Origin of the sequence: Brevundimonas sp., from assembly GCF_046295075.1 — a bacterium.
Taxonomy (GTDB): domain Bacteria; phylum Pseudomonadota; class Alphaproteobacteria; order Caulobacterales; family Caulobacteraceae; genus Brevundimonas.
This window is the reverse complement of sequence record NZ_JBKBOC010000016.1, coordinates 1-26,045: the sequence shown is the minus strand read 5'-3', so window position 1 is coordinate 26,045 and position 26,045 is coordinate 1. Positions and strand designations below refer to the sequence as shown.

The window sequence follows — 26,045 nt, the reverse complement described above, 5'->3', positions numbered from 1 at the left end:
TGAACGTCAGACCCGCTCGCTGATCTTGATCGCCGCCTTGCACCCGACCTTGATCACGCCGCTCAACAGCCGATAGGCCGGCACCTCGCGGCTGCCGTGTTCGATGGCGTGGTCGTGGTGCGCCAGTTCCTCGTCGCGGAACTGTTTCAGCTCGGCGGCCAGGGCCGGGTCGCGCTCGCCGATCTCGGCGATCTGGTCGGCATAGTGTTTCTCGATGACGCTCTCGACCGCCTCGGTGCAGGCATGGGCCGCCTTCTCGCCCATAAGGGCCGTACCGGCGCCGAGCGCCGAGGCCGCGATCCGCCACAGGGGCGTCATCACTGTGGGCCGCACCTGCCGCTCGTTCAGCAGCCGGTCGAAGCGCGCCAGATGCACCGCCTCCTGGTCCTGCATCTCGCCCAGGTCACGGGCGATCTCGCCCCTGCCCTTGCGCCCTTCGAACACCGCCTTCTGCGCGCGATAGATCAGGACAGCGGCGTATTCTCCGGCGTGATCGACCCGCAGGATCTCGTCCATCCGCGCCTTGTCGGCGCCACGTCCAGGTCTGGGCAGGGGAATGGAGCCGCTCATCAGGTCAGGCCTTCTCGATACGGGGCGCGCGGGCGTCCTTGGGGCGTTTGGCGGCCAGCAGGCTGAACACCGCAAGCGCGGAGGCGACGAGGGCGTTCCATCCGGCCATCGACAGACCCAGCCAACTCCAGGCCACGTCGCCGCAGCCGATCACCTTGACCACCGGCCCCGTGCCCATGGCGAGGGCCGTCAGACTGTCCAGATCGACCGACCCGCCGACCGACGAACACGTCGCGGGCAAGGCCCACCATCTGTATTCGCCGCCCATGTGGAAGATGGCCGTCACGGCCCCGGTGGCGAAGACGGCGGCCAGCAGGAAGGCGGCGATGCGAGGGGTTCCCCGCCGGCTGCCGCTGATCAGGGTCCAGGCCGTGGCGACCGCCGCCACCGCGACTGCACCCCAATAGGCTTCGCGCTGCTTGAGGCACAGGTTGCAAGGCTCCAGCCCGCCGAACCGCTCGAACGCATGGGCCGCGCCCAGCATGGCCAGCGACGCGGCCAGGGCGAAGGCGGTCCACCAACGGGTCAGAAGGCGATAGGCGTCGATCATCTTGAAACGGTCTTAGCCCGCTCCTGCGGCCGCGTCGACTTACAGAAGCTTCACGGCGACGATCAGTCCGACCAAGGCGACCAGGCCGATCACGCTCCACAGCGCCAACCGCTTTTCCACCTGCGCCAGCATGGCCGGACCCCAGCGTTTCAGAATCCACGCCTCCAGGAAGAACCGCCCGCCCCGCGTCGCTACCGACGCCGCAATGAAGACCGGAAAGCTGAACGCCGCCAGGCCCGAGGCGATGGTCACCAGCTTGTACGGGATCGGCGTCAGACCCTTGATCAATATGACCCAAAGCCCCCACTGATCGAACCAGGCGCGAAACTGAGCCAGCCCGTCCGAATGGCCCAGCAGCCGCATCATCGCCAGACCCAGGTCGGTCAGGAAATACCCGATCGCATAGCCCAGTATCCCGCCCAGCACCGAGGCGACGGTGCAGACGGCGGCATAGAAATAGGCCCGATCCGGCCGCGCCAGGATCATCGGCGCCAGCATCACGTCGGGCGGAATGGGAAAGAACGAACTCTCCGCGAACGAGACCACGGCCAGGGCCTTCGTCGCATGGCGGCTGCGCGCCAGATCGAAGACGCGGTCGTAAAGCTGGCGAAGCATGAAAATCCCCGAGACGAACGTCGTCCCCTAGCAACGCCGGGCCGCGCCGTCACGGTCTTGCGGCAAGCGGAGAGCGCGACAAGGTCGCAAAACAAACGCGGAGGCCAATGTCGACGGGAACATCCGCCGTCATGCGGGGATTGTGCGACATCGCACCGCTCGCAGTCTGTGCTTCAACCCCCTAATCGGATCGCATGACGCCCACACCCTCCCCCGGAAAACAGGACGACGTCAGCCACAACGTCACCCGCCTCTTGCGGCGGCTGGCGGACGACGGCGGCGAAACCGGCCTGACCCTGCATGATATCCGCGACCGGCTGGACGAGCGCGCCTATGGGCTGCTGATCCTGCTGCTCTCCATCCCCTGCCTGGTGCCCGGCCTCTATGGCGTTCCTCAAGTCGTCGGTCTGATCGTCATCCTGCTGGCCGGCCAGATGCTGGTCGGGCGCGAAGAGCCGTGGCTGCCGCGCTGGTTCCTGAACCTGCGGTGCAAGGGCGCCTGGCTGAAGGCCATGGCCGATTTCGCCGAGTCGAAACTGGGCTGGATCGACCGGCTGTCACGCCCCCGCCTGCGCCGCTTCGCCGACGGGCCGGGCGAGAAGCTGGCCGCCGTCTTCATGATCCTGGCGACGCTAACCATCGTCATGCCCCTGACCAACACCATCCCCTCTGTCGCCCTGGCGTTGCTTTCGGTCGGACTGATCCAGCGCGACGGCCTGTTCGTCATCGCCGGCTGCGCCGTCACCACCGTCTGGCTGACGATCCTGGGCGCCTTGGGAACCGGCCTGCTGATGGGCGCGGAATGGGCGACGCGGTGGCTGCCGGGCTGACGCTTAAGCGATGGAGCGCGCCGACGCCTGCACTCGCTCGATACGGACCAGGTCCAGCACGCCGATGATCTGACGCGACCGCCACTGGCTCATCATATAGGTGATCGGCCCCAAGCCTACGGCGACGAGAAGACTGATCACCTCCCACATATGGGTGCGCGTGAAGCTCAACAGGCTGTCTCCCGCCAGCTCGGCCATCAGGGCCAGGATCGACAGGGGAGCGGTCAGATAGCAGATGATGACGAACCGTAAAATCTGATCCTGCCGACGCGCGTTCAGGTTCGCCAGGGCGTACAAGGCCTCGAAGCCAGCTTCATCCACCCCGTCCAACAGATCGAAGCTCTTCAGCGTCGAGGGGTTGCGGCGGAACCCGCTAACGAAATCCACCCCCGCATAGCCCCAGGCGCCGGGCGTATAAAAGCTGGACGGGATCAAGCTCCAGACCGGAAACAGCGCCTTCAGCCGCCGCCACAGCGGCCATAGCTGGACGGGCCCGTGCCCCATGCCGTCTTCGGTCTCCACCTTGGTCATCTCGATCCCCCATCGCCTTCAACCCTGCACTTGATCGACCAGATCATGATTCCTGACGAGGGGCGGAATCGCTCACGCCCCATAGGTCCACCTTGGCTGGGCGTCAGCAGGCCTGGACCGATCGTGTGCCTGTCGAAAGTTTAACGGGAAAGCTTCGCCGTTCTGGGGGATGGTCGTTCGACGCGATTTGCGCGACACCATCTTTCCTGGGCTCCAAACATGCCGCCTCTGCGCTTATCTCTCGCCCCTTGTCTCGCCTTGATCGCCTTGCTGTCGGCGACAGGAGCCTCGGCCGTCGCCGCCCAGGACTACCGTCCAGACTTCCACCCCGACCAACTGAAAGGCCCGCCTGCGGGCGCATTGAACGAAGTCCTGGTGCTGGGCACGCCCCACCTTTCGAACCTCGACGACGCTTTCCGGCCGGTCATGCTGACGCCCCTGGTGGAACGGCTGGCGGCGTGGCGCCCCACCGCCATCGCGACCGAGGACGTGTCGGGCCTGCAGTGTGACAGCCTGCGTCGCTATCCGTCGCGCTATGCCGAGACGATCAAGACCTATTGCGGGAACACCGCCGCCGCCAATGCGGCCGTGGGCCTGGACGTTCCGGCCGCCAATGCCGAGGCCGAGCGTCTTCTGGCGGACTGGCCCGCCCAGCCTTCGCCGGCCCAGCGACGCCGTCTGGCGGCGGTCTTCCTGGCGGCGGGCGAGAACGGTTCCGCCCTGGTGCAATGGCTTCGCCTTGAGCCACAGGACAGGACCGCGCAAGACGGTTTGAACGACGCCCTGGTCAGGAGGCTGAACCGGATCAAGGACGAGCAGAACGAGACCTATCTGATCGCCGCGCCGCTTGCGGCCCAACTGGGGCTGGAACGTCTGTGGAGCGTCGACGACCACTCCGCCGACACGCCGGACGGCGCCGATCCCGCCGAGGTGGAAGCCTATGGCGCCGCCATCATGGGCGCCTGGGACAATCCCGCCAGCCACGCACGACGCGCGACGGACGAGCGGCTGCGCTCCGCCATGGCCCAGCCCGATGGCGTCCTGCAGATGTACCGAACCTATAATGCCCCGGACCAACCGGCCCTGACCTATCAGTCCGACTTCGGCGCGGCGCTGACGGAGCCGTCGCCCCAAGGGTTCGGTCGCCGCTACGTCGGCTTCTGGGAAACGCGGAACCTGCGGATGGTCGCGAACATGCGCGACGTGCTGGGCCGCTATCCCGGCACGCGGATGCTGACCATCGTGGGGGCGGCGCACAAGGGCTATTACGAGGCCTATCTGGACGAGATGCACGACGTTCGGGTGGTCGATCCCGAACCCATACTGCGCTAATCGCACGAGGCTGCATGGGGGGCGCTGCGGGGTCGTATCATCACGACCCCGTGGCTTCGTCTTGGCTCCGTCGTCTTCTGTGACTAGGTTCCGCGCCAATCGGCGGCGAGACCGCCAGCAAGATTACGCGGGAGACGCGCCATGAACGACATGACCCCAGCTCAACAAATGGCCCAGGTCGAACAGATCGACCTTGAAAACCCCCTCGGCGTCGACGGTTTCGAATTCGTCGAATTCACCGGCCCCGAACCCAGGGCGATGATCTCGCGCCTGGAGCTGATGGGCTTCACCCAGACGCACGTGAACCCCAGGACCGACGTGGTCCGCCTGAAGCAGGGCGACATCAGCTTCCTGGTTCACCGCAAGCCCCAGGATCGTCCGGAGAGCCAGGCCGCGACCTTCGCCAAGGATCATGGCCCGTCCGCCAACGGCATGGCCTTCCGCACCACCGACGCCAAGGCCGCCTATGAGGGCGCGGTCGAACGCGGCGCCAAGCCGGCGCAAGGGGTCTCGGGCGGCGCCCTGGGCGGCGACTATCCCTATATCCTGGAGGGCATCGGCGGCAGCCTGCTCTACGTCATCGACCAGTATGGCGACGCCGGCTCCCTGTATGACACCTGGGACGAGATCGAGGGCTGGGAGGAATCCGAGCGCAAGAATTCGATGGGCCTGGAGATCCTGGACCACCTGACCCACAACGTGCGTCGCGGCGAGATGCGCACCTGGTCCGGCTTCTACGGCTCGGTGTTCAACTTCGAAGAGCAGAAGTATTTCGACATCAAGGGCAAGGCGACCGGCCTGTTCTCGCAAGCCATGATCGCGCCCGACCGCGCCATCCGCATCCCCCTGAACGAAAGCCAGGACGACAACTCCCAGATCGAGGAGTTCCTGCGCCGCTACAATGGCGAAGGCATCCAGCACATCGCCCTGACCACCGAGAACATCTTCGAGACGGTCGAGGCCATGCGCGAACGCGGCGTCGAGTTCCAGGACACCATCGAGACCTATTTCGAACTGATCGACAATCGCCTGCCCAACCACGGGCACGACGTGGCGCGGATGCGCAAGAACCGCATCCTGATCGACGGCTCGGACGAGGACGGCCTGCTGCTGCAGATCTTCACCCAGGACACCTTCGGCCCGATCTTCTTCGAGATCATCCAGCGCAAGGGCAACGAGGGCTTCGGCAACGGCAACTTCCAGGCCCTGTTCGACTCCATCGAGCTGGACCAGATCCGTCGCGGCGTCATCAAGGTCGACGCCTGAATGCAGATGCGGCCGCCGACCTGGCTGCCCTGGCTCGGCCCGGTCCTCGCGGCCGGCGCCGGGGCTCTGGCCGGCGAATACTGGCTGGGCGGCGGCTTCTGGATGGTCCTGATCGCCGCCCTCCTCTGCGGCTTCGCCCCCATCGTCGGCTACCAGGTGTGGAAGCGACTGCACCACCGGGGGTGAGGGTTTGAGATCGGGCTGCGCTGGATTGAGGTCCCTCATGGGTGGCCTGCTGTCGTTCGGAACCAAGCTTACCCAGACTGGAGGAGGTCGGGCTGATCATCTTACCAAGAGCCATGCGTGCAAAACACATCAGCAGGCTCTTTGATTTATTGACTACCAAGATCGAATAAAGGACATCGTTGCGACGACCTTGTCGGCGCCTTAGCGGAACTCGCTGAACTCCCGCCAGTAAGGGGTGGCGCGCACTTACTCGCCAACACTTCGCACAAAGAAGCAGAGTTGCGCATGGGCTTTGAGATCAGGACAATCCACGCGCTCGACAAGGATTTCAATTTCGTACTCGACAACCCAGTTGACCATATCCAAAACGTCATCCGAGCTGGCGATTTCTATGAGCGCGACGAACTCGACCTGATCTCTGAATTAGCAGGTGCGGCGCGCTTCATTTTGGATGTGGGATCAAACATCGGCAATCATGCCATTTACTTCGCCCACCACTTTGATGCCGAACTAACAGTCCCTGTCGAGCCCAACCCGCGTGTGCTGCCGCTTTTGCGCGCAAACCTTGGGCTTAACTGGCACGCCTCTTTCGACCTGTCGCTCCTTGGCCACGGCCTTGCCGATAAAGTCGCACGAGGCACGCCGCTCGTACTCAGCGAAACAAATATGGGAGGAGCGACGCTAGAGGTCGCTGAAAGTGGCTCAGTGCCGGTCACGACCGGAGACATTGCTTTCCCAGAGGTGGCGTTCGATCTCATCAAGATCGACGTGGAGGGTATGGAGAACGCAGTGATTTCCGGAATGTCCGACCTGCTCGGCCGGTCCAACGCGCTCGTCTTCGTTGAAGTACTGCTGCGTAATATCGGACCAACGATCAATCAGATGTCCCGGCTAGGCTACGTCTATCGAACCTCATATCAACGCTACGGTCGCTGCATTAATCTCGTCTTTGGGAAAGCCGCTTGAAAATTCTGGCAATCATCTGCGCGCGCAACGAACTAGCGTATCTGCGTCATGTGCTGCCCTATCTTGCCGGCGAGGGCGTCGAAGTCGCGCTGATCGACAACGGCAGCAGCGATGGCACCCTTGAAGCGGTTGCCGCTGGCGCGTTCCCCAATGTCGTGCGGCTCGAACGGTTTCCATATACAGGGCTTTTTGATCTTGCCGGGCAACTGGAAATCAAGGCGGCGCTTGCACGCGAGACTGACGCTGATTGGCTGATCCATCAGGACGCCGATGAAATCCTCACCTCCCCGGAGGGCTGGGGAGGCCTTCGCCAGGAAATTAATCAGGCCGATGCAGCTGGATTTAATGTTGTAAATTTCAACGAACTTGTAATGCTGCCCGATGATCCAGATATAGACGACATATTTATCAACAATACGCTATTTTACTTCTTCGAGCCACGGCCTCTTCGACTGATGCGAGCTTGGAAACGTATTGCTCACCTCAGTCACGCCGCTTCGGGCGGGCACGAACTCCATGGCGAAGACGTGTGCGTCTATCCTAAAAGAATGCTGCTCAAACACTTCATTGTGCGCAGCCAGGCGCATGCCCACGAAAAATACCTAAACCGAACCTTTTCGCACGCCGACCTTTTGCAGGGCTGGCATGGAAACCGGCGCGACTTCACCCGTAACAATCTGTTAATTCCGACGGTTGGCGAAGGCCTGTACCGGCTGGCGACTCCTTTTGATGCGCCGGACCGCTTGCCACTGCCGATCGCACGCCACTTCTGGGAATGGCGTTAATCCGGTCACGGAACGCTATCCTTCAACGCCCGCCAGGAGTCGAGTTGCGCCTCAACGAGCCAGCTTGAAAGCGGCCCTTCGCTTTCGTCACCAAGCCGCTCCTGTGCTGGAGGTGACCAAGGTGACGGCACTCCAGGACAGGATCTGCCTGTTCATCAGGCCGACATATTCAGGGCGAGAACGCCCTTGTGGGCAGGGGAAGCGACACGCCGCCGAAGGTCAACACTCTGATTTTTCGACGCTTCCGATTTTCTTCAGCCAATCGACCTGACAGGCCCACGCGCTGCGTTAAACTGCCGCCGACCGGCGTCTCCGAGGGAAGTGCACAGATTGCACCCTGTTTTTCGACGCTCGGAGGGACTTCACGATGCGCGCCGCATTTTCCGGACTGATTGCACTCTTTGCACTGTGTTTTTCCCCGGCCCACGCCCAGGACGCCGCGCCCCGCTGGTCGCTGGCCATCCACGGCGGCGCCGGCGTAGTCGAGCGGGCCAGCCTGACGCCGGAGCAGGACGCCGCCTATCGCGCCTCGCTGCAACGCGCGCTGGACGCCGGTTCGGCCGTCCTGATGCGGGGCGGCTCGGCGCTGGACGCGGTCCAGGCCGCCGTCGAGGTCATGGAGGACGATCCCCTGTTCAACGCCGGGCGCGGCGCGGTCTTCACGGCGGGGGGCCGCAACGAGCTGGACGCCGCCATCATGAGCGGGTCGGACCTGACCGCCGGGTCCGTCGCCGGCCTGACTGCGACCCGCCACCCCATCGCCGCCGCCCGCGCGGTGATGGAGAAGTCGCCGCACGTCATGCTGATCGGCCCCGGCGCCGACGCCTTCGCCGCCCAAGCCGGGCTGGAACAGGTCGATCCGTCCTGGTTCTTCACCGAACGGCGCTGGCAGGGTCTGACCAAGGCCCTGACAGAGGCCGGCCAGCCGGTCCCCGAACGCCCCGTCGGCGCGCCCGCGCCTGACCATCAAGGCGCAGAGATCGCCCCGCCCCTGAACGAGAAGAAGTTCGGCACGGTCGGCGCCGTGGCCCTGGACAGCCAGGGACGACTCGCCGCCGCCACCTCGACCGGGGGTATGACCGCCAAACGCTGGGGCCGGGTCGGCGACGTGCCGGTCATCGGCGCCGGGACCTACGCCTCCAACGCCGACGGCTGCGCCGTATCCGCGACCGGCGACGGCGAATATTTCATCCGCGCCACCGTGGCCCGCGACATCTGCGCCCGGATCGGCGCCCAAATCGGCGCCGCGACGGCGGCCCAGGCGGAGATCGACGAGGCTAAGACCCTCGGCGGCCTGGGCGGCGTCATCGTCATGACCACGGGCGGCGCCCCCGCCTTCGCCATGTCCACCTCGGGCATGTATCGCGGCGCCGTTTCCTCGACCGCCCCGGCCCGCGTCGCCATCTATGCCGACGAAGATTGAGCCCCTCCTCCCTTTCGTCATCCTCCGGGCCGCGCAGCGGAACCGGGGGACCCAGCGGCGCGCGAGAGCGCGAAGCTGTCACAGACGAGGTTTTTCCATTCGTGCCGCGGACGCATCGCCTTCGGCGCCGCTGGGTCCCCCGATCTGCGCCGCTGGCGCGGCTTGTCGGAGGATGACGAAAGCCCATTTCAGACTATTCAGACGTTTCAGACACTCTTTTTTCCATACCGAGCCCATGCCTGCACCCGATGATGAACTGACCCTGATGGCCCAGGAGGAGCTGGACGCCGCCTGCGCCATGCCCTTCGTCGAGCTGAAGAAGATCACCCCCTGGGGCGACAGCTACGAGGGCTTCGCCCCGTCCGGCCGCACGGTCGAGGTCGAGCGCCGCTACCTCTGGGCCGTCGAACCCGAGGGCGGCGTCATCGTCGAGGTCGAGGTCCGCGACGCGGCCGCCCGTACCGGCGCCGAGGCCCGCGCCCTGTTGACGCCAAACGCGTGATCGCTCGGTTTCCAACCCCGTGAATTCGGTTTAGGCCTTTGTCCATGAAACTCGCCTCGCTCAAGCACGGCCGCGACGGCCGCCTCGTCGTCGTCTCGCAGGACCTGAACTGGTTCACGGACGCCTTCCTGATCGCCCCCACCCTGCAGGCCGCGCTGGACGACTGGGACCATTGCGGACCCAAGCTGCTGGCCCTGGCCGAAAGCCTGGAGCACGAGGCCGTGCCGCGGGGCCGCTTCCACGAGCGGGACGCCGCATCCCCCCTGCCCCGCGCCTATCAATGGGTCGACGGCTCGGCATACGTGAACCACGTCGAACTGGTGCGTAAGGCGCGCGGCGCCGAGATGCCCGCCACCTTCTGGACCGATCCGCTGATGTACCAGGGCGGTTCCGACAGCTTCCTGGCGCCGCGCGATCCCATCTCCCTGGCCGACGAGGCCTGGGGCTGCGACCTGGAGGCCGAGATCGTCGTGGTCGTCGGCGACGTGCCCCAGGGCGCGACGCGGGACCAGGCGCTTGAGGCCATCCGCCTGATCGGCCTGGTCAATGACGTGAGCTTGCGCAACCTGATCCCAGCCGAACTGGCCAAGGGTTTCGGCTTCGTCCAGTCCAAGCCCGCCAGCGCCCTGTCGCCGGTTCTGGTCACGCCCGAGGCCCTGGGCGAGCGGTGGCAGGACGGCAAGCTGCACGGCGCGCTGAACGTTCAGCTGAACGGCCAGGACTTCGGCAAGGCCGACGCCGGCGTCGACATGACCTTCGACTTCGGAACTCTGATCGCCCACCTGGCCAAGACCCGCTCGCTTGGCGCCGGGACCATCATCGGCTCGGGCACCGTGTCGAACAAGGACGCCGACGGCGGCCCCGGCAAGCCGGTGTCCGAAGGCGGCCTGGGCTATAGCTGCATCGCCGAGGTCCGCACGGTCGAGACCATCCTGCACGGCGCCGCCGAGACGCCGTTCCTCAAGCACGGCGACACGGTGCGGATCGAGATGCTGGACGACCGTCACCACTCCATCTTCGGCGCCATCGAACAGACCGTCGCCCCGCTTTCCAGCGACGCATGACAGGATTAGGCTGACCGCATCGGCCTCGGGGGAGGCCGCATTCGGTCTTTGGGGAGAGACGACGTGCCGCCTGAAAAACTGATCCCGCTGCTCATGATCCCGATCATGCTGGTGGTCGTGCTGCTGAAGAACCGCAGGAAGCGGGTGCTGAAGCCGCATCTGCTTTGGATCATGCCGGCCATCGTCCTGCCGCTGATCGGCCTGGGTCTGTGGGGCATGACGCAGACCCCCCAAATGGTCCACGCCCCGTTCGGCCCCGCCGCCTGGGCGGTGCTGGTGCTCGGCGCATTACTGGGCGGCGTCGCCGGCTGGTATCGCGGCAAGACCGTCACCATCGAAAAGGAACCGGACGGCTCCCTGATGGCCCAGGCCTCGCCCCTGGGCCTGATCCTGCTGGTCGTGCTGTTCGCCGGCCGGTCGCTGCTGCGCGACCTGATCGAGAGCCACGCCGCCGAATGGCATCTGAACGCCATGGCCGTGACCGACGCCTTCCTGGTCTTCGCCATGGGTCTGATCGTCATGCAGCGCGTCGAAATGTACATCCGCGCCCGCCGCATCCAGGCGGGGGAAACGGACAGCCATGTGGAGGTCGCGGCGTGAGGCTGGTCGTCCCAATCGGCGCGGCCGTCGCCGGTTTCCTTTGCGCCGGCGGCGCTCTGGCGCAGGACGCGCCGGCGGACGCCGACTGGGATCTGGTCAAGGACGAGGCCAAGAAGACGACCATCGCCTACGTTACCACCACGGCTGGCCTGTCCATCGCCACACGCTGCGTGAACGGCGGCTATTCGGCGCTTCTGGTCGGCCTTCCCGAAACGCCCCGTCGCACCAAGACGCGGCCCCTGCGGCTGACCTTCCGCGACGAGGAGGGGTCGGAGTGGCGTTGGAACGTGACCACGGACCGCACGGCGGTCGTGGCGGATTTCCCTGCGCCGTTCGCGCGCGAGCTACGTCAGGGCGGACGCCTTCAGATCGTCGTGCCTGACGGCGCCGGTCCGGGACAAAATCTGCGCTATGACCTGGAACTGCCCGCCTCGGGCTCGGCCATCGACCAGACCCTGAGCGCCTGTGATCGACCGCTGGTGGATCCGCGCGACCTGGAGCTGGACGCCATCGCCGAGGACGGCCTCCAGGTCGGCATGCGCTGGGAACGCCGCATCCGTCCGACCTATCCTTTCCGAAGCCGCTACGCCGAAGGCTTCGCCGTCACCACCTGCGTCGCCCAGCCCGACGGCACATTGCGCGACTGTGTGATCGAGACCGAACATCCGGGCGACGGCCGGTTCGGCGAGGCGGTCCTGAAGGCGGCCCGCAACGCCACCGTCGCCTATGACGGCGACCAGCCGACGGCCCCGCGCATGATGGCGTTCCGCGTCAACTTCATCATGCAGTGACAAGGCCTCTGGACCCGCCTCACGTCTCTGTGGCATGAGGCGGCCTCTGCGGGCGTGGTGGAATTGGTAGACGCGCTGGATTCAAAATCCTGTTCCGAAAGGAGTGCCGGTTCGACCCCGGCCGCCCGCACCACCTTCTTGAAAATCTGATCAGCCCAGCTGGCGGTGGAAGAACCCCGCCACGTCGGCGAGGACCGTCGCCTTCTTGCGGAACAGGGGCGAGAAGGTCGCGATCAGGTCGGCGTGGTCCAGGCCGGGATAGAGCTTGGCCTCCGAGCGACCGCCGACCGCGCGCATTCGATCGTTCAGAATGATCGTGTCCTCGTCATGCACCACCGTATCGGCCGTGCCGTGGCCCAGCCAAACCGGCGGGGCGTCGGCGCGGACGAAGGTGACGGGCTGGGTCAGGGTCGGGTCCGGCGCCCGGCCGAAGGCGTTCTTGGACGCCGCCACGTCGAACGGCAGGAAGTCATAAGGCCCCGCCAACCCCGCCGCCGCCTTGATCAGGTCAGGCCGGCCGACGGCGGCCATGTAGCGCCGGTCCAGCGCGATCATCATCGCCAGGTGCGCCCCCGCCGAATGGCCGATCACGCCCAGCCGCGCCGGATCACCGCCATATTGAGCCGCCACATCTGCGGCCTTGGCCGTGGCGGCGGCGGCGTCCTCGATGAAGGCCGGGAAGACGACCTGGGGCACGACGCGGTAGTCCGGCAAGGCCACGACGAACCCCCGCGCCGCCAGAGCCTGCGCGGCCCAGCCGTACTGGCTGCGCGAACCGGAATCCCAGCCGCCGCCATAGAAGAAGACCAGGGTCGGATACGGTCCCGGTGCGGTCGGGGCGTAGATGTCCATCTGCTGGCGCGGATCGTCGCCATAGGCGACGTCGCGCGCGACGCGCCGCACGCCGCCATCTCTCGGCCCCAAGGTGTTGAGCAGGCCAAGCGGCGAGCAAGCGGCGGCGAGAAGCCCCAGGGCGGGCGCGAAAAATCCACGGCGGGTCATGCGGAGTGCTCCATCGCGCTTCAATACGTTCGCTCCACCCGATCGGTCGTCGTCGCCTTGACGAATACCGCGCCCTTACCGGGCGTTGGCGATCAATCGACCGCAGTCGGCGTCCTCGGCCAAGCCCGGATCGACGAAGGCGAACAGGGCCGTCACCGGCGCCACCACCGCGCCCAGCAGGCCCGCCAGCCCGCCTTGGGAGACCATCTCACGCACGTCCACCCCGACCTTGGGCGCGGTCAGAGGACCGGACACCGTGATCGGAGCCCACAGGCGCAGCAGGCGCGGCTTCTTGGATTCGCCGTCGATCTTCAGGTTCAATGTCTCGGCCCCCAGGTCGATCGTGCCCTTGCCCTGGGCCAGGACGACATCGGTGTCGATGATGAAGGTCCGGGCCGTCGCCGTCCCTGAGCTGACGGTGAAGTCGGCGACCGCGCATCGGATCTGGCTTTCGGACTGATCGCCGCTGAGCAGTTTCAGCAGGCCCGCACTGGCGTTGATGCCCAGCAGTTCGGCGAAGGCCGCCCGCATCTGACCGTTCGGCACCACCAGGCTGAGCGAGCCCTTGGACGCCGCCGCGAAGTCATGGATCGAGGCGCCCGGCCCCTCAAGCTTGGCCCGGCCCAGGGCGCGGCCGCTCAAGGGAACAGAGCCGTTGCGCGCCGGAATGATCGATTCCAGCGGATAGCCGGCCAGCCGCAGATCGACGGTGCTGTAGGGCGTGGTCTTGGTCGCATCGATCCGCGCCGTGCCGTTCATCTCGCCCCGGTTGAAGTTGAAGCTGATGGGGTCGAGCTTCAGGATGCCGTCCTTCAGATCGGCTCCCAGGTTCACGGCCCGCACGTCGAAGTCGTTCGCCTTCACCGCCGCCGCCCGATAGGTCAGGGTTCCGTCCATCGTCTGCAGGCGTTCGGTCTGAAGCTTGGCGTCCGGCAGCAGCTTGCCGCCGACTGCGACGGGCGCCTCGGTGTCGGTGCCGGCCGCATTGGTCCGGACGCGCGCGCCCAGCACGGCGGCCAGGTCGTCGATGTCCAGCCGGCGCGAGGTCAGCTGCGCATCCACGCGCAGGCGCTCGACGGAATCGATCCGCACCTCGCCCGACAGGTCGGACGCGCCGACCCGGCCGTCGAAATCCTTGAAGGTCCAGGCCCGCGCGTTGCGGTTCAGCGCGCCCGACAGCCGATAGGCCGGCGTATTGGGCAGGGTGACGCCGGTCAGCAGATAGAGATCGGACAGATTGCCGCCCTCTATCGTCATCGTCGCGTCGAACCGGCCCAGGTCGAACGGCCGCGTGATCGCCCCCTTGGCGTTCAGCGACGATCCCGCCCCGGTCACGTTCGCTTCGAAACGATAGGGTCGATCGCGCCGAATGTTCATGAAGGGCCCGCCCTCGATCTTCAGCGTCAGGGGCGATCCCCTGACATCGCCGCGTCCGTCCAGCACGAAGCCGGCCGCGCCGCTGGCCGCCTCTCGCGCGTTGACGGCGGCCTGCAGCGTCAGACCGCGCCGCTGCTCGTCGAAGGACAGCTGGCCGTCGGTGATGATCAGTTGCTGGATGACCGGCAGCTTCAGCCCCTCGCCAGTGTCGGGCTTGTTCGGGTTCAACGCCCAGCTCTTGCGACCGTCCTTGGCCGAGATCAGCACCACCCTGGGCCGTGTGAAGCTGAGCAGCGGCATCTCGATCTGGCCTGCCAGCAGCTTTCTCAGCCTGACCGAGGCGCGGATTTCATCGACGTCGGCCGTGTCGCGATCCCGCGCCCAGTCCGGCCCACCGACCTTGAGTCCCCGCACCACGGCGGACGGCGTCCAGCTGAACAGGTTGACGTCCAGATCCCCTGTCAGGGCGATCTGGCGATCGTATTTGACCGAGGCCCAGCGCCCTATGGGACCGCGCAACATGTTCCAGTCGAACAGGGCCAGGAACAGCACGACGACCGCGACGAGGACCAAGACGACCCCGGCCGCCCATTTCTCCGCCGATCCGGGCCGCCGCGCCGCCGCATAGACGGGGTCGTTGTCGCGAACCCAGTCGCGCCAGGACCGCAGGCGCACGCCCGCCGGGACCAAGGCCCTTTGATGCACGTCAGCCCGAAAAGTCCGCCAATTCCGTGGGTTCGACAATCGCTCGTCTCCGTCAGCCACACAGAACGCATCAGCCCCCATTTGGCGCCGCAACGTCAACCCGCCATTGCGTGTCGTCCATTTGACGTGAAGTTGTCGCATAATCTTTACAAACAAAAATATCGGCGCATATTTCGTCAGAGTCCTGATCTTAATTCAGGCCATGGAGGATGCCCGGATGACCCGTTTTCTCACGCCTGCCCTGATCGTCGCCGCCCTGGCGGCCGCCGCGACGCCCAGTCTTGCCCAGCAGAGTGTGGCCCAGCAGAGTCTGGCCCAGCAGGCGCAGCCCCGCGAAACCGTCCGCCCCGCCGCGCTGCGGGCGGTCATGGCGTGCAAGACCGACACGGCCACGCGTCGCGCCTATCAGCGCGAGTTCGGTGCCGCGCCCGTCTTCGTGACTGCACAGGAGGCCGTCGCCGCCCGCGAGAACGGCCAGCGCTGGTCCACGCCGCGCTGCATGACCGAGCATCAGTACAACCGACTGGTCGCCTCGACCCAGACGCGCGCCTCGCTCTGAGCCCCAGACCGAGTACGTAAGAACCGACTGCATAAGATAAGGGGCGCGGCCTTTCGACCGCGCCCCTTTCTGTCATTCCAAACTGGCCCGCCTTACTGCGCGGGCGTCAGATATTTGTTCAGCCAGCCGAACACTTCGTTGTGCCATTGCAGGCTGTTGGCGGGCTTCAGCACCCAGTGGTTCTCGTTGGGGAAGACGATCAGGCGACTGTCGATGCCGCGACGTTGCAGCGCCGTGAAGGTCGACAGGCCCTGGGCGGTCGGGATGCGGAAGTCGCGGTCGCCCTGGACGACCAGCATCGGCGTCTTCCAGTTCTCGACGTGGTTGGCCGGGTTGAACTTCTGATAGCCCTCCGGCTTGTCCCACGGCGTGCCGCCGTATTCCCACTCGGTGAACCACAGCTCCTCGGTCGAATAGCCCATGCCGAAGGTGTCGAAGACGCCGTCGTGGTTGACCAGGCACTTGAACTCGTTGGACCAGTTGCCGGCGATCCAGTTGATCATATAGCCGCCGTACGACGCGCCGAGAGCGCAGGCGTTGTCGCCGTCCAGGAAGCTGTATTTCTGTTGCGCCGCCGCCCAACCCTTCTGCAGGTCTTCCAGCGGGCGGTCGCCCCAGTGCTGGCTGATGGCGTCGGTAAAGGCCTGGCCGTAGCCGGTCGAGCCGTGGAAATCGATCATCACCACCGCATAGCCCGCCCCGGCGTAGGTCTCGGGGTTCCAGCGATAGGACCAGCCGTCGCCGAACGAGCCCTGCGGCCCGCCGTGGATCAGGAAGGCGACCGGATATTTGCGGCCCTCGACATAGCCGACCGGCTTAATGACATAGCCGTGGACCGTCTCGTTGTTCCAGCCGGAGAAGCTGAACTGCTCATAGTCGCCGAACGATTTGGCGGCGAAGGCGGGGTTTGACTGCGTCAGGCGACGCGGCATCTCGCGGCCGAGATAGGTCTTGAAATACAGGTCGCCCGGCTCGCGCAGGCTGTCCTGGGCGAAGACGAAACCCGACGGCGTCTGCTGGAAGGCCGAGACGTGGCCCGCGCCCGTGATCGGCGTCACCACCCCGTTGCGCGCATCCACCGAGAACAGCTTGGTCGAGCCGACGTCGCCCGCCGTGGTGTACAGCGTCTGGCCGTCGCGCGACCATTGCAGGGTGTCGGCCGAACGGTCCCAGTTCGAGGCGATCTCGCGCTTCTGGCCGGTTTCGACGTCCATCAGCACGATCTGATAGCGATCGGCCTCGAAGCCCGGCCGCGCCATGGCGCGATAGGCCAGGGTCCGCCCGTCCGGCGAGAAGACCGGGCCGGTGTCCCAGGCGTCGTTGTCGTCGGTCAGGTTGGTGAAGGTGCCGTCGCCCGACAGGCCGTTGGTCTTCCACAGGTCGAAATTGGTGCTCCACGGCTCGGTCTGGCCCGCCAGTCGCGCCGAAAAGACCACCGCGTCGCCCGCCGGCGTGAAGACGAACTCGCTCTCGTCGCCGAACGGCTTGGACGGCGTGTCGCCGTCGAAGCCTTTCGTGATCCAGGCCGGCGTTCCCGTCGCCTTGCCGTCGCGGCCGATGGATTGGACGAACAGGTGGTTCTGGGTGTGGTCGTTCCACGTATCCCAGTGACGCACGAACATGCGGTCATAGACCTGGCCCGTCGTCTTGCCTTCGGCGATGGCCTTGCCCTGTTCGACCGAGGCGTTCAGGTCGGCCGCATTGGGATAGACGGCCAGCGACACCGCCACCTTGTCGCCCGTCGGGCTGATCCGATAGGCGTTCACGTCGGTCGGCAGGTTGGTCACCTGCACCGGCGCCGACGTCGGCGAGGCCACGCGCCAGACCTGGCTCGCCCCCGACTTGCCCGAGAGGAAATACAGATTGCCGTCCCCGCCCCAGCGCGCGGTGTTGGCGCCCTGGTCCGAGATGGCCAGGCGACGCGGCGCCGTTTCCGGCGTGGTCAGGTCCAGGATCCACAGGCTGCCGGCGCGACTGTTGGCGTCCACGTCCGTGGTCGTGACCGAATAGACGACATAGCGCCCATCCGGCGACACCTGCGGATCGCCCAGCCGGTTGGCGGTGATCATGTCCTGATAGGTGAAGGCGTCAGGCGTCGCAGGCGCGGCGGGAACCGGGGCGGGCGGAACCTGGGCCAGTGCAGGGACGGCGCTCATCAAGGCGACAGCCGCGCAGGCGGCGGACAGAAGGGAACGGTGACGCATCAAGCTCTTCCTCGGAAATCTTGCTGCGCGAGGCGTAGCACCGCCGTTCGCCGGGCGGAAGTTGCCGCGAACGGCCGACTTAGCTAAGATAGTGGGTCCAAGGAGCGAGACATGACCGTCGTCACCGTCCATCACGCCAAGACCCATCTGTCTAAACTGATCGCCGCCGCCGAACGCGGCGAAGAGGTCGTCATCGCCCGCGGCGACAAGCCGGCCGTACGGATCGTGCCGTTTGAGCCGGCCGCCAAGCCTGATCGCAAGCCGGGCCGGCTGAAGGGCGTCGTGGCGATGGACGCGCGGTTCTTCGACCCCTTGCCTGAAGATGAACTGCGCCTTTGGGAGGGACGCGGCGAATGAGGCTTCTGCTCGACACCCACGCCCTGATCTGGTGGATGTCCGGCGAGGCTGGCCTCAGCCGCCCCGCCCAGGCGGCGATACGGGACGGCGGCAATACGGTCTTCGTCAGCGCGGTCTCGGCCTATGAGATCGCGCTCAAACACGGCATGGGCCGCCTTCCCCAGGCCGCACCGTTGGCAGAACGCTTCGAAGACGAAGTCGAGATCGAAGGTTTCGCCATCCTTCCCATCACCGCCCGCGAGGCGTCGCAAGCCGGCCGCATGGACAATGCCCACCGCGATCCGTTCGACCGGCTGCTGATCGCCCAGGGGCTGCTCAACGAACTGACGCTCGTCTCCAACGAGCGCCTGTTCGACAGTTTCGGGGGCGCCCGGATCTGGTGACCTGCTTGGCGACCTACTGCGCCGCCGTATAGCGGCCGACCCAGTCCAGGATTTCCTGCTGCCAGTCGACCCAGGTGCGGGGTTTCAGCACCCAGTGGTTCTCGTCCGGCACATGGACGAAGCGGCTGGGAACGCCCTGGCGCTGAAGCGCCGAGAAGGTCGCCAGACCCTGCTCCATCGGCACGCGGAAATCCTTGGAGCCATGCAGCACCAGCATCGGCTTGTTCCAGTCGCCAGCATAGGTTTCCGGGTTGAAGGCGTCGTACACCGCCTTGCGCTCCCAGCTCGGTCCGCCGAACTCGTGGATGAAGTTGCCGATATCCATGGCGTTCATCAGTTGGGGCACGTCGAACACCCCGGCGTGGTTGACCAGGCAGCGCCACGGACCGTTCCACTTGCCGGCGATCATATTGACCATATAGCCGCCGTAGGAGGCGCCCAGCGCGCAGGCCCGGTCGCCGTCGATCCACGGATTATTCGACAAGGCCGTCGTCCAGCCCTTCTCCAGATCCTCCAGCGGCCGGTCGCCCCAGTGGTCGTTGATGGCGTCGGTGAAGGCCTGGCCGTAACCAGGCGAGCCGTGGAAGTTGATCATCACCACCGCATAGCCGGCCGCCGTATAGGTCTGCGGGTTCCAACGGTAGGAGAAGCTCTCGGTCCAGGGCGATTTCGGCCCGCCGTGGATCAGATAGACGGCCGGATAGCGCCGCCCCTCGACCGCCCCGGCCGGCTTGAACACCCAGCCCTGCACCGGCTCATTGTTCCAGCCGGCGAAGGTGAAAGCCTGCCCTTGGGGCAGGTCCAGCTGAGCCAGCACCTCGGCGTTCTGGCGGCTGATCTGGCGCGGTTCGCCGTTGGCATGAACGAAGATCTGCGCCGGGGCGACGAAGCTCTCGTGGGCATAGGCCAGGACGCCCGCGACCTCTTCATAGGACCCGACCGAGCCGGTCCCCGTCAGGGGCGTGATGCGGCCGTTGCGGGCATCGACCGAGAACAGCCGGTTCTGGCCCTCGTCCGCCGCCGAGACCAGCAGCGATCGGCCGTCGGTGCGCCATTGCAGGCCGCCCGCGCCGCGATCCCAGTCGGTCAGCTTCCGGGCGCCCGACCCGTCGGCGTCAGCCACCCAGACCGCCGCCTGATCCCCGCCGACATTCTCGCGCGGCGCCGACAGCCAGGCCAGTTGGCGGCCGTTCGGCGAAAAGACAGGATTGCCGTCTGACCCCTTGTTGCCTTCCGTCAGATTGACCGGCGTCCCACCATCGAGCGCCACGCGGAACACGTCGCTGTTGCTGGTGAAGGGTTCGCCCGCCCCTTGCGTCTGGGTGCCGTAAACCATCGTCCGGCCGTCCGGCGAAATGTCGAAGCTGGAGTCGCCCGCCGACACATCGGCGTCGAGGCCCGCCAGCAGATCGCGCGGCTCGCCGCCCCCCAGGCCCGAGCCGTTCAGCGGCTGGACGAACAGATGGGTGCGACGCGTATCGACCCAGTGATCGAAGTCGCGCAGCGGCAGACGGTCATAGGACTGGAGCGTCGACTTACCGCGCGCATCCAGCCGCGTCTTGGTGCAGGCCAGGGTATCGCAATCGACGAAGACCGAGACCGCCAGCACCAGCGACTTGCCGTCCGGCGCGATGCGGAAACCCGACACATCGAACGGCAGGGTCGTCACCTGCGCCGCCGCCATCCCGGCCGCATCCGTGCGCCAGACCTGGTTCGATCCGCCCCGCGACGACAGGAAATAGATCGCCCCGCCGTCCGGCGCCCAGCGCGCGCCCGACGCGCCGCCTTCCGAGATCGCCAGCCTGCGCGGCTCGCCGGATTGTTGACCGGGGGCGACATCCGCCAGCCACAGGCCGTTGACGCCCTTGTTGCCGTCCCAGTCGGTGGTGCGCACGGCATAGACGATCTGGCGGCCGTCCGGCGAGACGCGCGGCTCGCTGACCCGCTCCATCATCGCCAGATCCTTCAGCGACAGGCCGCGCGGCTGAGCCTGAGATTGGGGCGCCGCCTCGGCCGTCGCCGGCGCCGCTTCCTGGGCGAACACCGGCGCGGCGGCCAGCATCAGGGTTCCAAAGGCGGCGGCCGCCATCCAGCGTGAACGCGTCATGTCTCAATCCCCACAGGTTTTGCGACCTTGATAGGGGCCGCCCGCCGCATCGCCAAGCGTACAGGCCGTCGCGCACCTTGCCCCCTCCGACCGAACCGGCGACAAGCGTTCATTCATGATGACTGCTGCCTCTCTTCCCGCCCGACGCCAGCCGCACATCGTCGATGTGCTGATCGCCGAACGTGCGCCGCGCCTGACCGCCTCGCCGCTGTGGCCTGTGCTGAGACCGGCGCTTTACGGCGTGCTGGGCTATGGGGCGGCGGTGCAGATGGCCGACGCCATCCAGCCGCTGTCGGGGACTGAGACCTTCGACTACGTCTCCGACCTGCTGAAGCTGAAGGTCACGACGACCAACCTCGACCGCCTACCCGCGACCGGCCGCTGCATCGTCGTGTGCAACCACCCCACCGGCATCGCCGACGGGGTCGCGGTGTTCGATGCGATCAAGCAGAGACGCAGCGACATGATCTTCTTCGCCAACGCCGACGCCATCCGCGTCTCACCCCGGCTGGACGAGACCATCATCCCCGTCGAATGGGTCCACGACAAACGCACGCGCGACAAAACCCGCGCCACCTTGACCGCCGCGAAAGAGGCCTTCGAGGCGGAACGCTGCGTCGTCATGTTCCCCGCCGGTCGCTTGGCGCGCGAGAGGAACGGCGTCCTGACCGATCCCGAATGGGCGCCGACCGCCGCCTCGATGGCGCGCAAATACGATGCGCCGGTGATCCCCATGCACGTCACCGGACCCTACAGCCGCCTATTCCACCTGTTCGACAAGGTCTCGCAGGAGCTGCGCGACGTGACCCTGTTCCACGAACTGCTGAACAAGGCGGGCAAGCCGTTCGGCGTCGATGTCGGCCTGCCCATCCCCGCCGACCGGCTGGACGTGGACGCAGTCAAGGCCACCATGGCGCTGAAGCGTTTCACCGAACGGACCCTTGCCGCCGATCATGACGCGGTGTTCGCATGAATATCGCCCTGCCAGACGCCGAGGCCACCACCGCCCTGGGCCAGACCATCGCCCCCCTGCTGACGCCGGGCGACAGCGTCTTGCTGTACGGGCCGCTGGGCATGGGCAAGTCCACCCTGGCGCGCGGCCTGATCCGCGCCCTGACCACGCCGGACGAGGACGTGCCGTCGCCGACCTTCACCCTGGTCCAGTTCTACGAGTCCGATCCGCCCGTCGCCCATTTCGACCTCTATCGCCTGACCCGCCCGGAAGAGGCGTTCGAGATCGGGCTGGACGAGGCGCTGGATGAAGGCTGCGCCGTCATCGAATGGCCCGAACGGCTGGGCGAGGAACCGGGCCGGTTCCTGGGGCCGGACCAACTCACCGTTACGATTTCGGAACAGGGCGAAGGCCGCCTTGCGACCGTTTCCGGCGTAGGCCGATGGAAAGAGCTGATCGACCATGTCCGTTTCTGATCGCGAACAGCTTCGTCTCGACTTCCTGGCGTCCGCAGGCTTAGGCGACGCCGTGCGCGCGCCCCTGCCCGGCGACGCCTCGACGCGACGTTACGAGCGGCTGACGCCCGCGACCGGCCCGACCCTGATGCTGATGGATCAGGCCCCGGCCGCCGAGAGCCCGCCGGCCGATCCGGCCTGGACTCCGGCCCAGCGTCAGGCCGCCGGCTGGAACGCCGTCGCCCGCCTGTCCGCCGGCCGGATCGAGGCCTTCGCCGCCGTCGCCGCCCATCTGAAATCCCTGGGCCTGTCCGCCCCCGAAATCCCGGCCCTGGACGCCCCCAACGGCCTGGCGGTGCTGGAGGATTTCGGCGACGCCCTGTTCGCCCGGGTGATCGAAGACGGCGCCGATGAGACGCCCCTGTATCTGGCCGCTATCGACGCCCTGGCGACCCTGCACGACGCCGGCGACCCGCCGCAGACCCTGCACGGCCCCGGCGGCGACTGGCCCCTGCTGACCTATGACGAGACGGCGCTCCAGGGCGGGGCCGACCTGTTCGTCGAATGGCTGCCCCGCCTGGACGAGCGCCTGAGCTTCGACGCCGCCGCCGTCGCCGACTGGCGCGCGGCCTGGGCGCCCCTGGTCGCCTCGGGCGCGGGCGGGGCCTCGGTCATGGCCCACCGCGACTATCACGCCGAGAACCTGATCTGGCTGCCCGAGCGGGAAGGCCCCGCCCGCGTCGGCATGATCGACTTCCAGGACGCGGTGCGTGCGCACCCCTCCTGGGACCTGCACTCCCTGCTCCAGGACGCCCGCCGCGACGTCTCACCGGCGCTGGAGGCCGAGACCCTCGACCGCTATTTCGCCCTGCGGCCCCAGGTGGACCGCGCCGCCTTCATGGCCGACTACGCCGGGCTCGCCGCCCTGAACGAGGCGCGGATCATCGGCATCTTCGCTCGGCTGATCGCCCGTGACGGCAAGCCCCGTTACCGCCAGTTCCTGCCGCGCATGTGGCGGCATCTGAACGCCAATCTGGAACAGCCGGCCCTGGCGCCCGTCGCCCGCTGGTTCGACCGCCATGTCCCTACCGAGGTGCGCGCATGACCGCTCCCAAGACTGCCCCCAAGACGGCGATGGTGCTGGCCGCCGGCCTGGGCACCCGCATGCGCCCCCTGACCGACGACCGGCCCAAGGCCCTGGTCGAGGTTCAGGGCCGCGCCCTGATCGACCATGTGCTGGACCGGCTGGCCGAGGCCGGCGTCGAAAAGGCGGTAGTCAATGTCCACTGGTTGGCCGACCGGCTGGAAAGCCATCTGGCGGCGCGCGGCCAAAACCCTAAAAATCGGGGCCCGCAGATCGTCATCTCCGACGAACGCGCCGAACTTCTGGAGACCGGCGGCGGGCTGAAGAAGGCCCACCCCCTTCTCGGCGACGATCCCGTCTTCGTCGCCAATATCGACAGCGTCTGGATCGACCGGGGCGATGCGTTGACCGATCTGGTGCGCCTGTGGAACCCCGAGACGATGGACGCCGCCCTGCTGCTGGCCCGTCGCGAGGGCTCCATCGGCTTCGAAGGCGACGGCGATTTCTTCTTGCGTGAGGACGGCGGCCTCGCCTTCCGCGGCGCGGCCGCTTCGGCGCCCTACGCCTATATGGGCATCCACATCACCCGGCCCGGATACGCCGACAACGGCTGCGAAGGCCCCTTCTCCCTCAGCCCTCTGTGGCGCAAGTCCGCCGCCGAGGGTCGTCTGTTCGGCTGCGTGCTGGACGGCGACTGGATGCACGTCGGCGATCCCCAGGCGCGGGATCAGGCTGAGGCGAAACTGGCGGGAGACGCGTGAGCGCGTTTGATCCTTTCTTGGCGTCCAGCCCCCGCTGGTACGCCATCCCCGCGCACCGGCCGTTTCTCGAAGACCTGGCCGCCGGCGTGCTGGCCTGGCTTGGCGAACTGCCGCCCGAGACCCTGTCGGACGCCACCATCCTGCTGCCCAATCGCCGGGCCGCGCGCGCCTTCACCGGCGCCCTGTCGAAACTGTCGGGCGACCGCCCCATCCTGTTGCCCCAGGTCCGGCCGCTGGGCGATCTGGAAGAGGACGAGCCGCCCTTCACCCCCGGCGCCCTGGGCCTCGACCTGCCGCCCGCCATCCCCGCCCTGACGCGCCGGTTCGAGATGGCGCGGATGATCGTCGAACAGTTCGACAGCGACCTGACGCCGATGCGGGCCCTGGACCTGGCCGACGCGCTCGGCGGCTTCCTCGATTCCTGCCAGCTGGAAGAAATCCAGAACCCCGAACGGATCGCCACACTGGTCGACGGCGAGATGGCCGAACATTGGGAACGCTCGGCCGAGTTCCTTGGCCTGGCGGTCGAGGCCTGGCCCAAGCGTCTGGCCGAGTTGGGCTTGGTCGATCCGGCCTGGCGCCGCGCCACCCTGCTGCGCCGCCTCGCCGAACTGTGGGACCATACGCCCCCGACCCAGGCCGTCATCGCCGCCGGTTCGACCGGCACCGTGCCCGCCGCCGGCGACGTGCTGAAGGCCGTGGCCAAGGCCCCGCTGGGCTGCGTCGTCCTGCCCGGCCTCGACCTCGATCTGGACGCCGGGGTTTGGGACCGTCTGGACGAACAGCACCCGCAAAGCGCGATGAAACGTCTGCTGGACCGCTGCGAGATCGCGCGCGACGCCGTCCGCCCCTGGTTCCGCCCCGCCGTCTCCCCGGCCGTCGAAGCGCAAGGCCTGGCCCGCCAGCGGCTGGTCAACGAAGCCCTGCGCCCCGCCGAGGCCACCGACGACTGGCGCCGCGCCATCCGCGACATCCGTTCGGCCGCCGCCGCGCGGGGCGAGGCGAGAGACCCCATCGCCGAGGGCCTGCAAGGCCTGTCCCTGCTGACCGTTCGCGCCGAGGAAGAGGCCGCCGCCGCCATCGCCCTGATGATGCGCGAGACGCTGGAAACCCCCGGCAAGACCTGCGCCCTGGTCACGCCAGACCAGGCCTTGGGCCGCCGCGTCGCCGCCCGGCTGGAACGCTGGGGCGTCATCCCGGATTCGTCGGCCGGCAGCCCTCTGTCCCGCCTGCCCGCCGGCGCCCTGGTCGATCTGTGCGCCCGCTGGATCGCCGATCCTGTCCAGCCCCATCTGCTGCTGGCCGTCGTCAAACACCCGTTGGCCCGGTTCGACCTGGGCGACGCGTCCCAGGCGGCTGCCGTCGCGGCGCTGGAGGAGCACGCCCTGCGCGGCCCCCGCCCGCGCGACTTCGCCGCCATCCATCGCCGTCTGCTGGAGGCGGTCCAGCCCGACCGGCGCGGCAAGGCGCCGCCCGAATGGAAGCGCGAACGCCTGTCGGCCGCGGCCCGACTGGTCGATCATCTGCAAACCGCAGTCGAGGCCGCGACCGCCCTCTTCACGCCCGACGCCGACCTGAACCTCGCCGCCTCGGCCCTGACCCAGCTGATCGAGACCCTGGCGGGCCAGAACGCCTGGGCCGGTCCCGACGGCGAGGCCGCCGCCGGCCTTCTGTCCGGCCTGATCGAGGGCGGGGCGTCCCTGGGCCGTATCCGCCGCGCGGAACTGGCCGAACTGGTCACGTCCCTGATCAAAGAAAACGTCGTGCGGACCGGCGGGGCCACCCATCCGTCGCTGCGGATTCTCGGCGCCATCGAGGCCCGGCTGGTGCGCGCCGACCGGATGATCCTGGCGGGCTTGGAGGAAGGCGTCTGGCCCCAGGCGGCGCCGACCGATCCCTTCCTGTCGCGCCCGATGCGCAAGGCCCTGGGCCTGCCCCCGCCCGAACGCCGCCTGGGCCAGACGGCCCAAGACTTCGTCCAGGCCGCCTGCGCCGACGAGGTGATCCTGGTCCACAGCGAACGGCGCGGCGGCCAGCCGGCCGTGCGTTCGCGCTGGCTGTGGCGGCTGGAGATGCTGACGCGCGGCG

Annotated in this window: 27 protein-coding genes and 1 tRNA gene; 20 read left to right on the top strand and 8 right to left on the bottom strand. The window is 67.1% G+C overall.

What is annotated here, in order from left to right; all coding sequences use genetic code 11:
- Positions 1–6: 6 nt before the first annotated feature.
- From ACK4MH_RS12370 to ACK4MH_RS12360, 3 genes are read right to left on the bottom strand one after another with little or no spacing between them, the layout of a single operon-like run.
- Positions 7–570 carry a demethoxyubiquinone hydroxylase family protein gene (locus ACK4MH_RS12370; RefSeq protein WP_409718809.1) on the bottom strand — a complete coding sequence of 188 codons (564 nt, stop codon included), beginning with the start codon at positions 568–570 and terminating at the stop codon, positions 7–9.
- Between the two features lie 4 nt (positions 571–574).
- Positions 575–1,120 (bottom strand): disulfide bond formation protein B, encoded by a 546-nt coding sequence (locus ACK4MH_RS12365; protein WP_409718806.1) that lies wholly within the window; start codon positions 1,118–1,120, stop codon positions 575–577.
- 39 nt (positions 1,121–1,159) lie between these two features.
- The gene (locus ACK4MH_RS12360) at positions 1,160–1,735 is read right to left on the bottom strand and encodes a YqaA family protein (protein WP_135193785.1); all 576 of its coding nucleotides are present in this window, start codon (positions 1,733–1,735) and stop codon (positions 1,160–1,162) included.
- Between the two features lie 194 nt (positions 1,736–1,929).
- Here ACK4MH_RS12360 and ACK4MH_RS12355 point away from each other — a divergent pair, with 194 nt between their 5' ends.
- Complete coding sequence (locus ACK4MH_RS12355; protein ID WP_409718803.1) at positions 1,930–2,565, top strand: exopolysaccharide biosynthesis protein; 636 nt, start codon at positions 1,930–1,932, stop codon at positions 2,563–2,565.
- Between the two features lie 3 nt (positions 2,566–2,568).
- Here the strand turns inward: ACK4MH_RS12355 and ACK4MH_RS12350 are convergent, their stop codons facing one another.
- Positions 2,569–3,096, bottom strand: a complete 528-nt coding sequence (locus ACK4MH_RS12350; protein WP_409718800.1) for a hypothetical protein — start codon at positions 3,094–3,096, stop codon at positions 2,569–2,571.
- 258 nt (positions 3,097–3,354) lie between these two features.
- On the opposite strand from ACK4MH_RS12350, the gene ACK4MH_RS12345 reads away from it, so the two are divergent.
- The 11 genes from ACK4MH_RS12345 to ACK4MH_RS12295 all read left to right on the top strand — a co-directional run bounded on the left by ACK4MH_RS12345 (position 3,355) and on the right by ACK4MH_RS12295 (position 12,144).
- On the top strand, positions 3,355–4,428 hold the full coding sequence (locus ACK4MH_RS12345) for a DUF5694 domain-containing protein (RefSeq protein WP_409718797.1): 1,074 nt from the start codon (positions 3,355–3,357) through the stop codon (positions 4,426–4,428).
- Between the two features lie 141 nt (positions 4,429–4,569).
- Complete coding sequence (gene hppD, locus ACK4MH_RS12340; RefSeq protein WP_409718795.1) at positions 4,570–5,694, top strand: 4-hydroxyphenylpyruvate dioxygenase; 1,125 nt, start codon at positions 4,570–4,572, stop codon at positions 5,692–5,694.
- Complete coding sequence (locus ACK4MH_RS12335) at positions 5,695–5,880, top strand: hypothetical protein (protein ID WP_135193789.1); 186 nt, start codon at positions 5,695–5,697, stop codon at positions 5,878–5,880.
- A gap of 285 nt (positions 5,881–6,165) precedes the next feature.
- Positions 6,166–6,846 carry an FkbM family methyltransferase gene (locus tag ACK4MH_RS12330; protein ID WP_409718791.1) on the top strand — a complete coding sequence of 227 codons (681 nt, stop codon included), beginning with the start codon at positions 6,166–6,168 and terminating at the stop codon, positions 6,844–6,846.
- Complete coding sequence (locus tag ACK4MH_RS12325) at positions 6,843–7,631, top strand: glycosyltransferase family 2 protein (RefSeq protein ID WP_409718788.1); 789 nt, start codon at positions 6,843–6,845, stop codon at positions 7,629–7,631. The genes ACK4MH_RS12330 and ACK4MH_RS12325 overlap by 4 nt, the downstream gene beginning before the upstream one ends.
- 367 nt (positions 7,632–7,998) lie before the next feature.
- A complete protein-coding gene (locus tag ACK4MH_RS12320) occupies positions 7,999–9,054 on the top strand; it encodes an isoaspartyl peptidase/L-asparaginase family protein (protein ID WP_409718785.1) in 1,056 nt (351 codons plus the stop codon).
- A 235-nt stretch (positions 9,055–9,289) separates the two neighbouring features.
- A complete protein-coding gene (locus tag ACK4MH_RS12315; protein ID WP_409718782.1) occupies positions 9,290–9,556 on the top strand; it encodes a hypothetical protein in 267 nt (88 codons plus the stop codon).
- Positions 9,557–9,600: 44 nt separating this feature from the next.
- The gene (locus ACK4MH_RS12310) at positions 9,601–10,620 is read left to right on the top strand and encodes a fumarylacetoacetate hydrolase family protein (protein ID WP_409718779.1); all 1,020 of its coding nucleotides are present in this window, start codon (positions 9,601–9,603) and stop codon (positions 10,618–10,620) included.
- 63 nt (positions 10,621–10,683) lie between these two features.
- Positions 10,684–11,220: a CcdC protein domain-containing protein gene (locus ACK4MH_RS12305; protein WP_409718776.1), complete on the top strand. Its 537-nt coding sequence runs from the start codon at positions 10,684–10,686 to the stop codon at positions 11,218–11,220.
- Positions 11,217–12,011 (top strand): hypothetical protein, encoded by a 795-nt coding sequence (locus ACK4MH_RS12300; RefSeq protein WP_409718773.1) that lies wholly within the window; start codon positions 11,217–11,219, stop codon positions 12,009–12,011. The genes ACK4MH_RS12305 and ACK4MH_RS12300 overlap by 4 nt, the downstream gene beginning before the upstream one ends.
- Positions 12,012–12,059: 48 nt before the next feature.
- Positions 12,060–12,144 (top strand) — tRNA-Leu (locus ACK4MH_RS12295).
- Positions 12,145–12,161: 17 nt separating this feature from the next.
- Here ACK4MH_RS12295 and ACK4MH_RS12290 read toward each other — a convergent pair.
- Together ACK4MH_RS12290 and ACK4MH_RS12285 are read right to left on the bottom strand one after the other, a co-directional pair.
- Positions 12,162–13,013: an alpha/beta hydrolase gene (locus ACK4MH_RS12290; protein ID WP_409718770.1), complete on the bottom strand. Its 852-nt coding sequence runs from the start codon at positions 13,011–13,013 to the stop codon at positions 12,162–12,164.
- Between the two features lie 75 nt (positions 13,014–13,088).
- Entirely contained in the window at positions 13,089–15,065 is a 1,977-nt protein-coding gene (locus ACK4MH_RS12285; RefSeq protein ID WP_409718767.1) for an AsmA family protein, read from the bottom strand.
- A gap of 247 nt (positions 15,066–15,312) precedes the next feature.
- Between ACK4MH_RS12285 and ACK4MH_RS12280 the strand changes: the two genes are divergently transcribed.
- A complete protein-coding gene (locus ACK4MH_RS12280) occupies positions 15,313–15,654 on the top strand; it encodes a hypothetical protein (RefSeq protein WP_409718764.1) in 342 nt (113 codons plus the stop codon).
- 92 nt (positions 15,655–15,746) lie between these two features.
- Here the strand turns inward: ACK4MH_RS12280 and ACK4MH_RS12275 are convergent, their stop codons facing one another.
- Complete coding sequence (locus ACK4MH_RS12275; RefSeq protein ID WP_409718761.1) at positions 15,747–17,858, bottom strand: prolyl oligopeptidase family serine peptidase; 2,112 nt, start codon at positions 17,856–17,858, stop codon at positions 15,747–15,749.
- Between the two features lie 111 nt (positions 17,859–17,969).
- Here ACK4MH_RS12275 and ACK4MH_RS12270 point away from each other — a divergent pair, with 111 nt between their 5' ends.
- Both ACK4MH_RS12270 and ACK4MH_RS12265 read left to right on the top strand, forming a co-directional pair.
- Positions 17,970–18,215: a type II toxin-antitoxin system Phd/YefM family antitoxin gene (locus tag ACK4MH_RS12270; protein ID WP_409718758.1), complete on the top strand. Its 246-nt coding sequence runs from the start codon at positions 17,970–17,972 to the stop codon at positions 18,213–18,215.
- Positions 18,212–18,598 (top strand): type II toxin-antitoxin system VapC family toxin, encoded by a 387-nt coding sequence (locus ACK4MH_RS12265; RefSeq protein ID WP_409718755.1) that lies wholly within the window; start codon positions 18,212–18,214, stop codon positions 18,596–18,598. Before ACK4MH_RS12270 ends, ACK4MH_RS12265 begins: the two co-directional genes overlap by 4 nt.
- 13 nt (positions 18,599–18,611) lie before the next feature.
- Here the strand turns inward: ACK4MH_RS12265 and ACK4MH_RS12260 are convergent, their stop codons facing one another.
- Positions 18,612–20,705 (bottom strand): prolyl oligopeptidase family serine peptidase, encoded by a 2,094-nt coding sequence (locus tag ACK4MH_RS12260; protein ID WP_409718752.1) that lies wholly within the window; start codon positions 20,703–20,705, stop codon positions 18,612–18,614.
- Between the two features lie 118 nt (positions 20,706–20,823).
- On the opposite strand from ACK4MH_RS12260, the gene ACK4MH_RS12255 reads away from it, so the two are divergent.
- From ACK4MH_RS12255 to addB, 5 genes are all read left to right on the top strand, one after another.
- On the top strand, positions 20,824–21,678 hold the full coding sequence (locus ACK4MH_RS12255) for a GNAT family N-acetyltransferase (RefSeq protein ID WP_409718897.1): 855 nt from the start codon (positions 20,824–20,826) through the stop codon (positions 21,676–21,678).
- Positions 21,675–22,133, top strand: coding sequence for a tRNA (adenosine(37)-N6)-threonylcarbamoyltransferase complex ATPase subunit type 1 TsaE (gene tsaE / locus ACK4MH_RS12250; RefSeq protein ID WP_409718749.1), 459 nt, complete (start codon positions 21,675–21,677; stop codon positions 22,131–22,133). The genes ACK4MH_RS12255 and tsaE overlap by 4 nt, the downstream gene beginning before the upstream one ends.
- The gene (gene amgK, locus ACK4MH_RS12245; protein ID WP_409718746.1) at positions 22,120–23,217 is read left to right on the top strand and encodes an N-acetylmuramate/N-acetylglucosamine kinase AmgK; all 1,098 of its coding nucleotides are present in this window, start codon (positions 22,120–22,122) and stop codon (positions 23,215–23,217) included. The genes tsaE and amgK overlap by 14 nt, the downstream gene beginning before the upstream one ends.
- A 29-nt stretch (positions 23,218–23,246) precedes the next feature.
- On the top strand, positions 23,247–23,957 hold the full coding sequence (gene murU / locus ACK4MH_RS12240; protein WP_409718895.1) for an N-acetylmuramate alpha-1-phosphate uridylyltransferase MurU: 711 nt from the start codon (positions 23,247–23,249) through the stop codon (positions 23,955–23,957).
- Positions 23,954–26,045, top strand: a 2,092-nt coding sequence (addB, locus tag ACK4MH_RS12235) for a double-strand break repair protein AddB (RefSeq protein ID WP_409718743.1), incomplete at its 3' end; no start/stop codon positions are given. The genes murU and addB, both read left to right, overlap by 4 nt.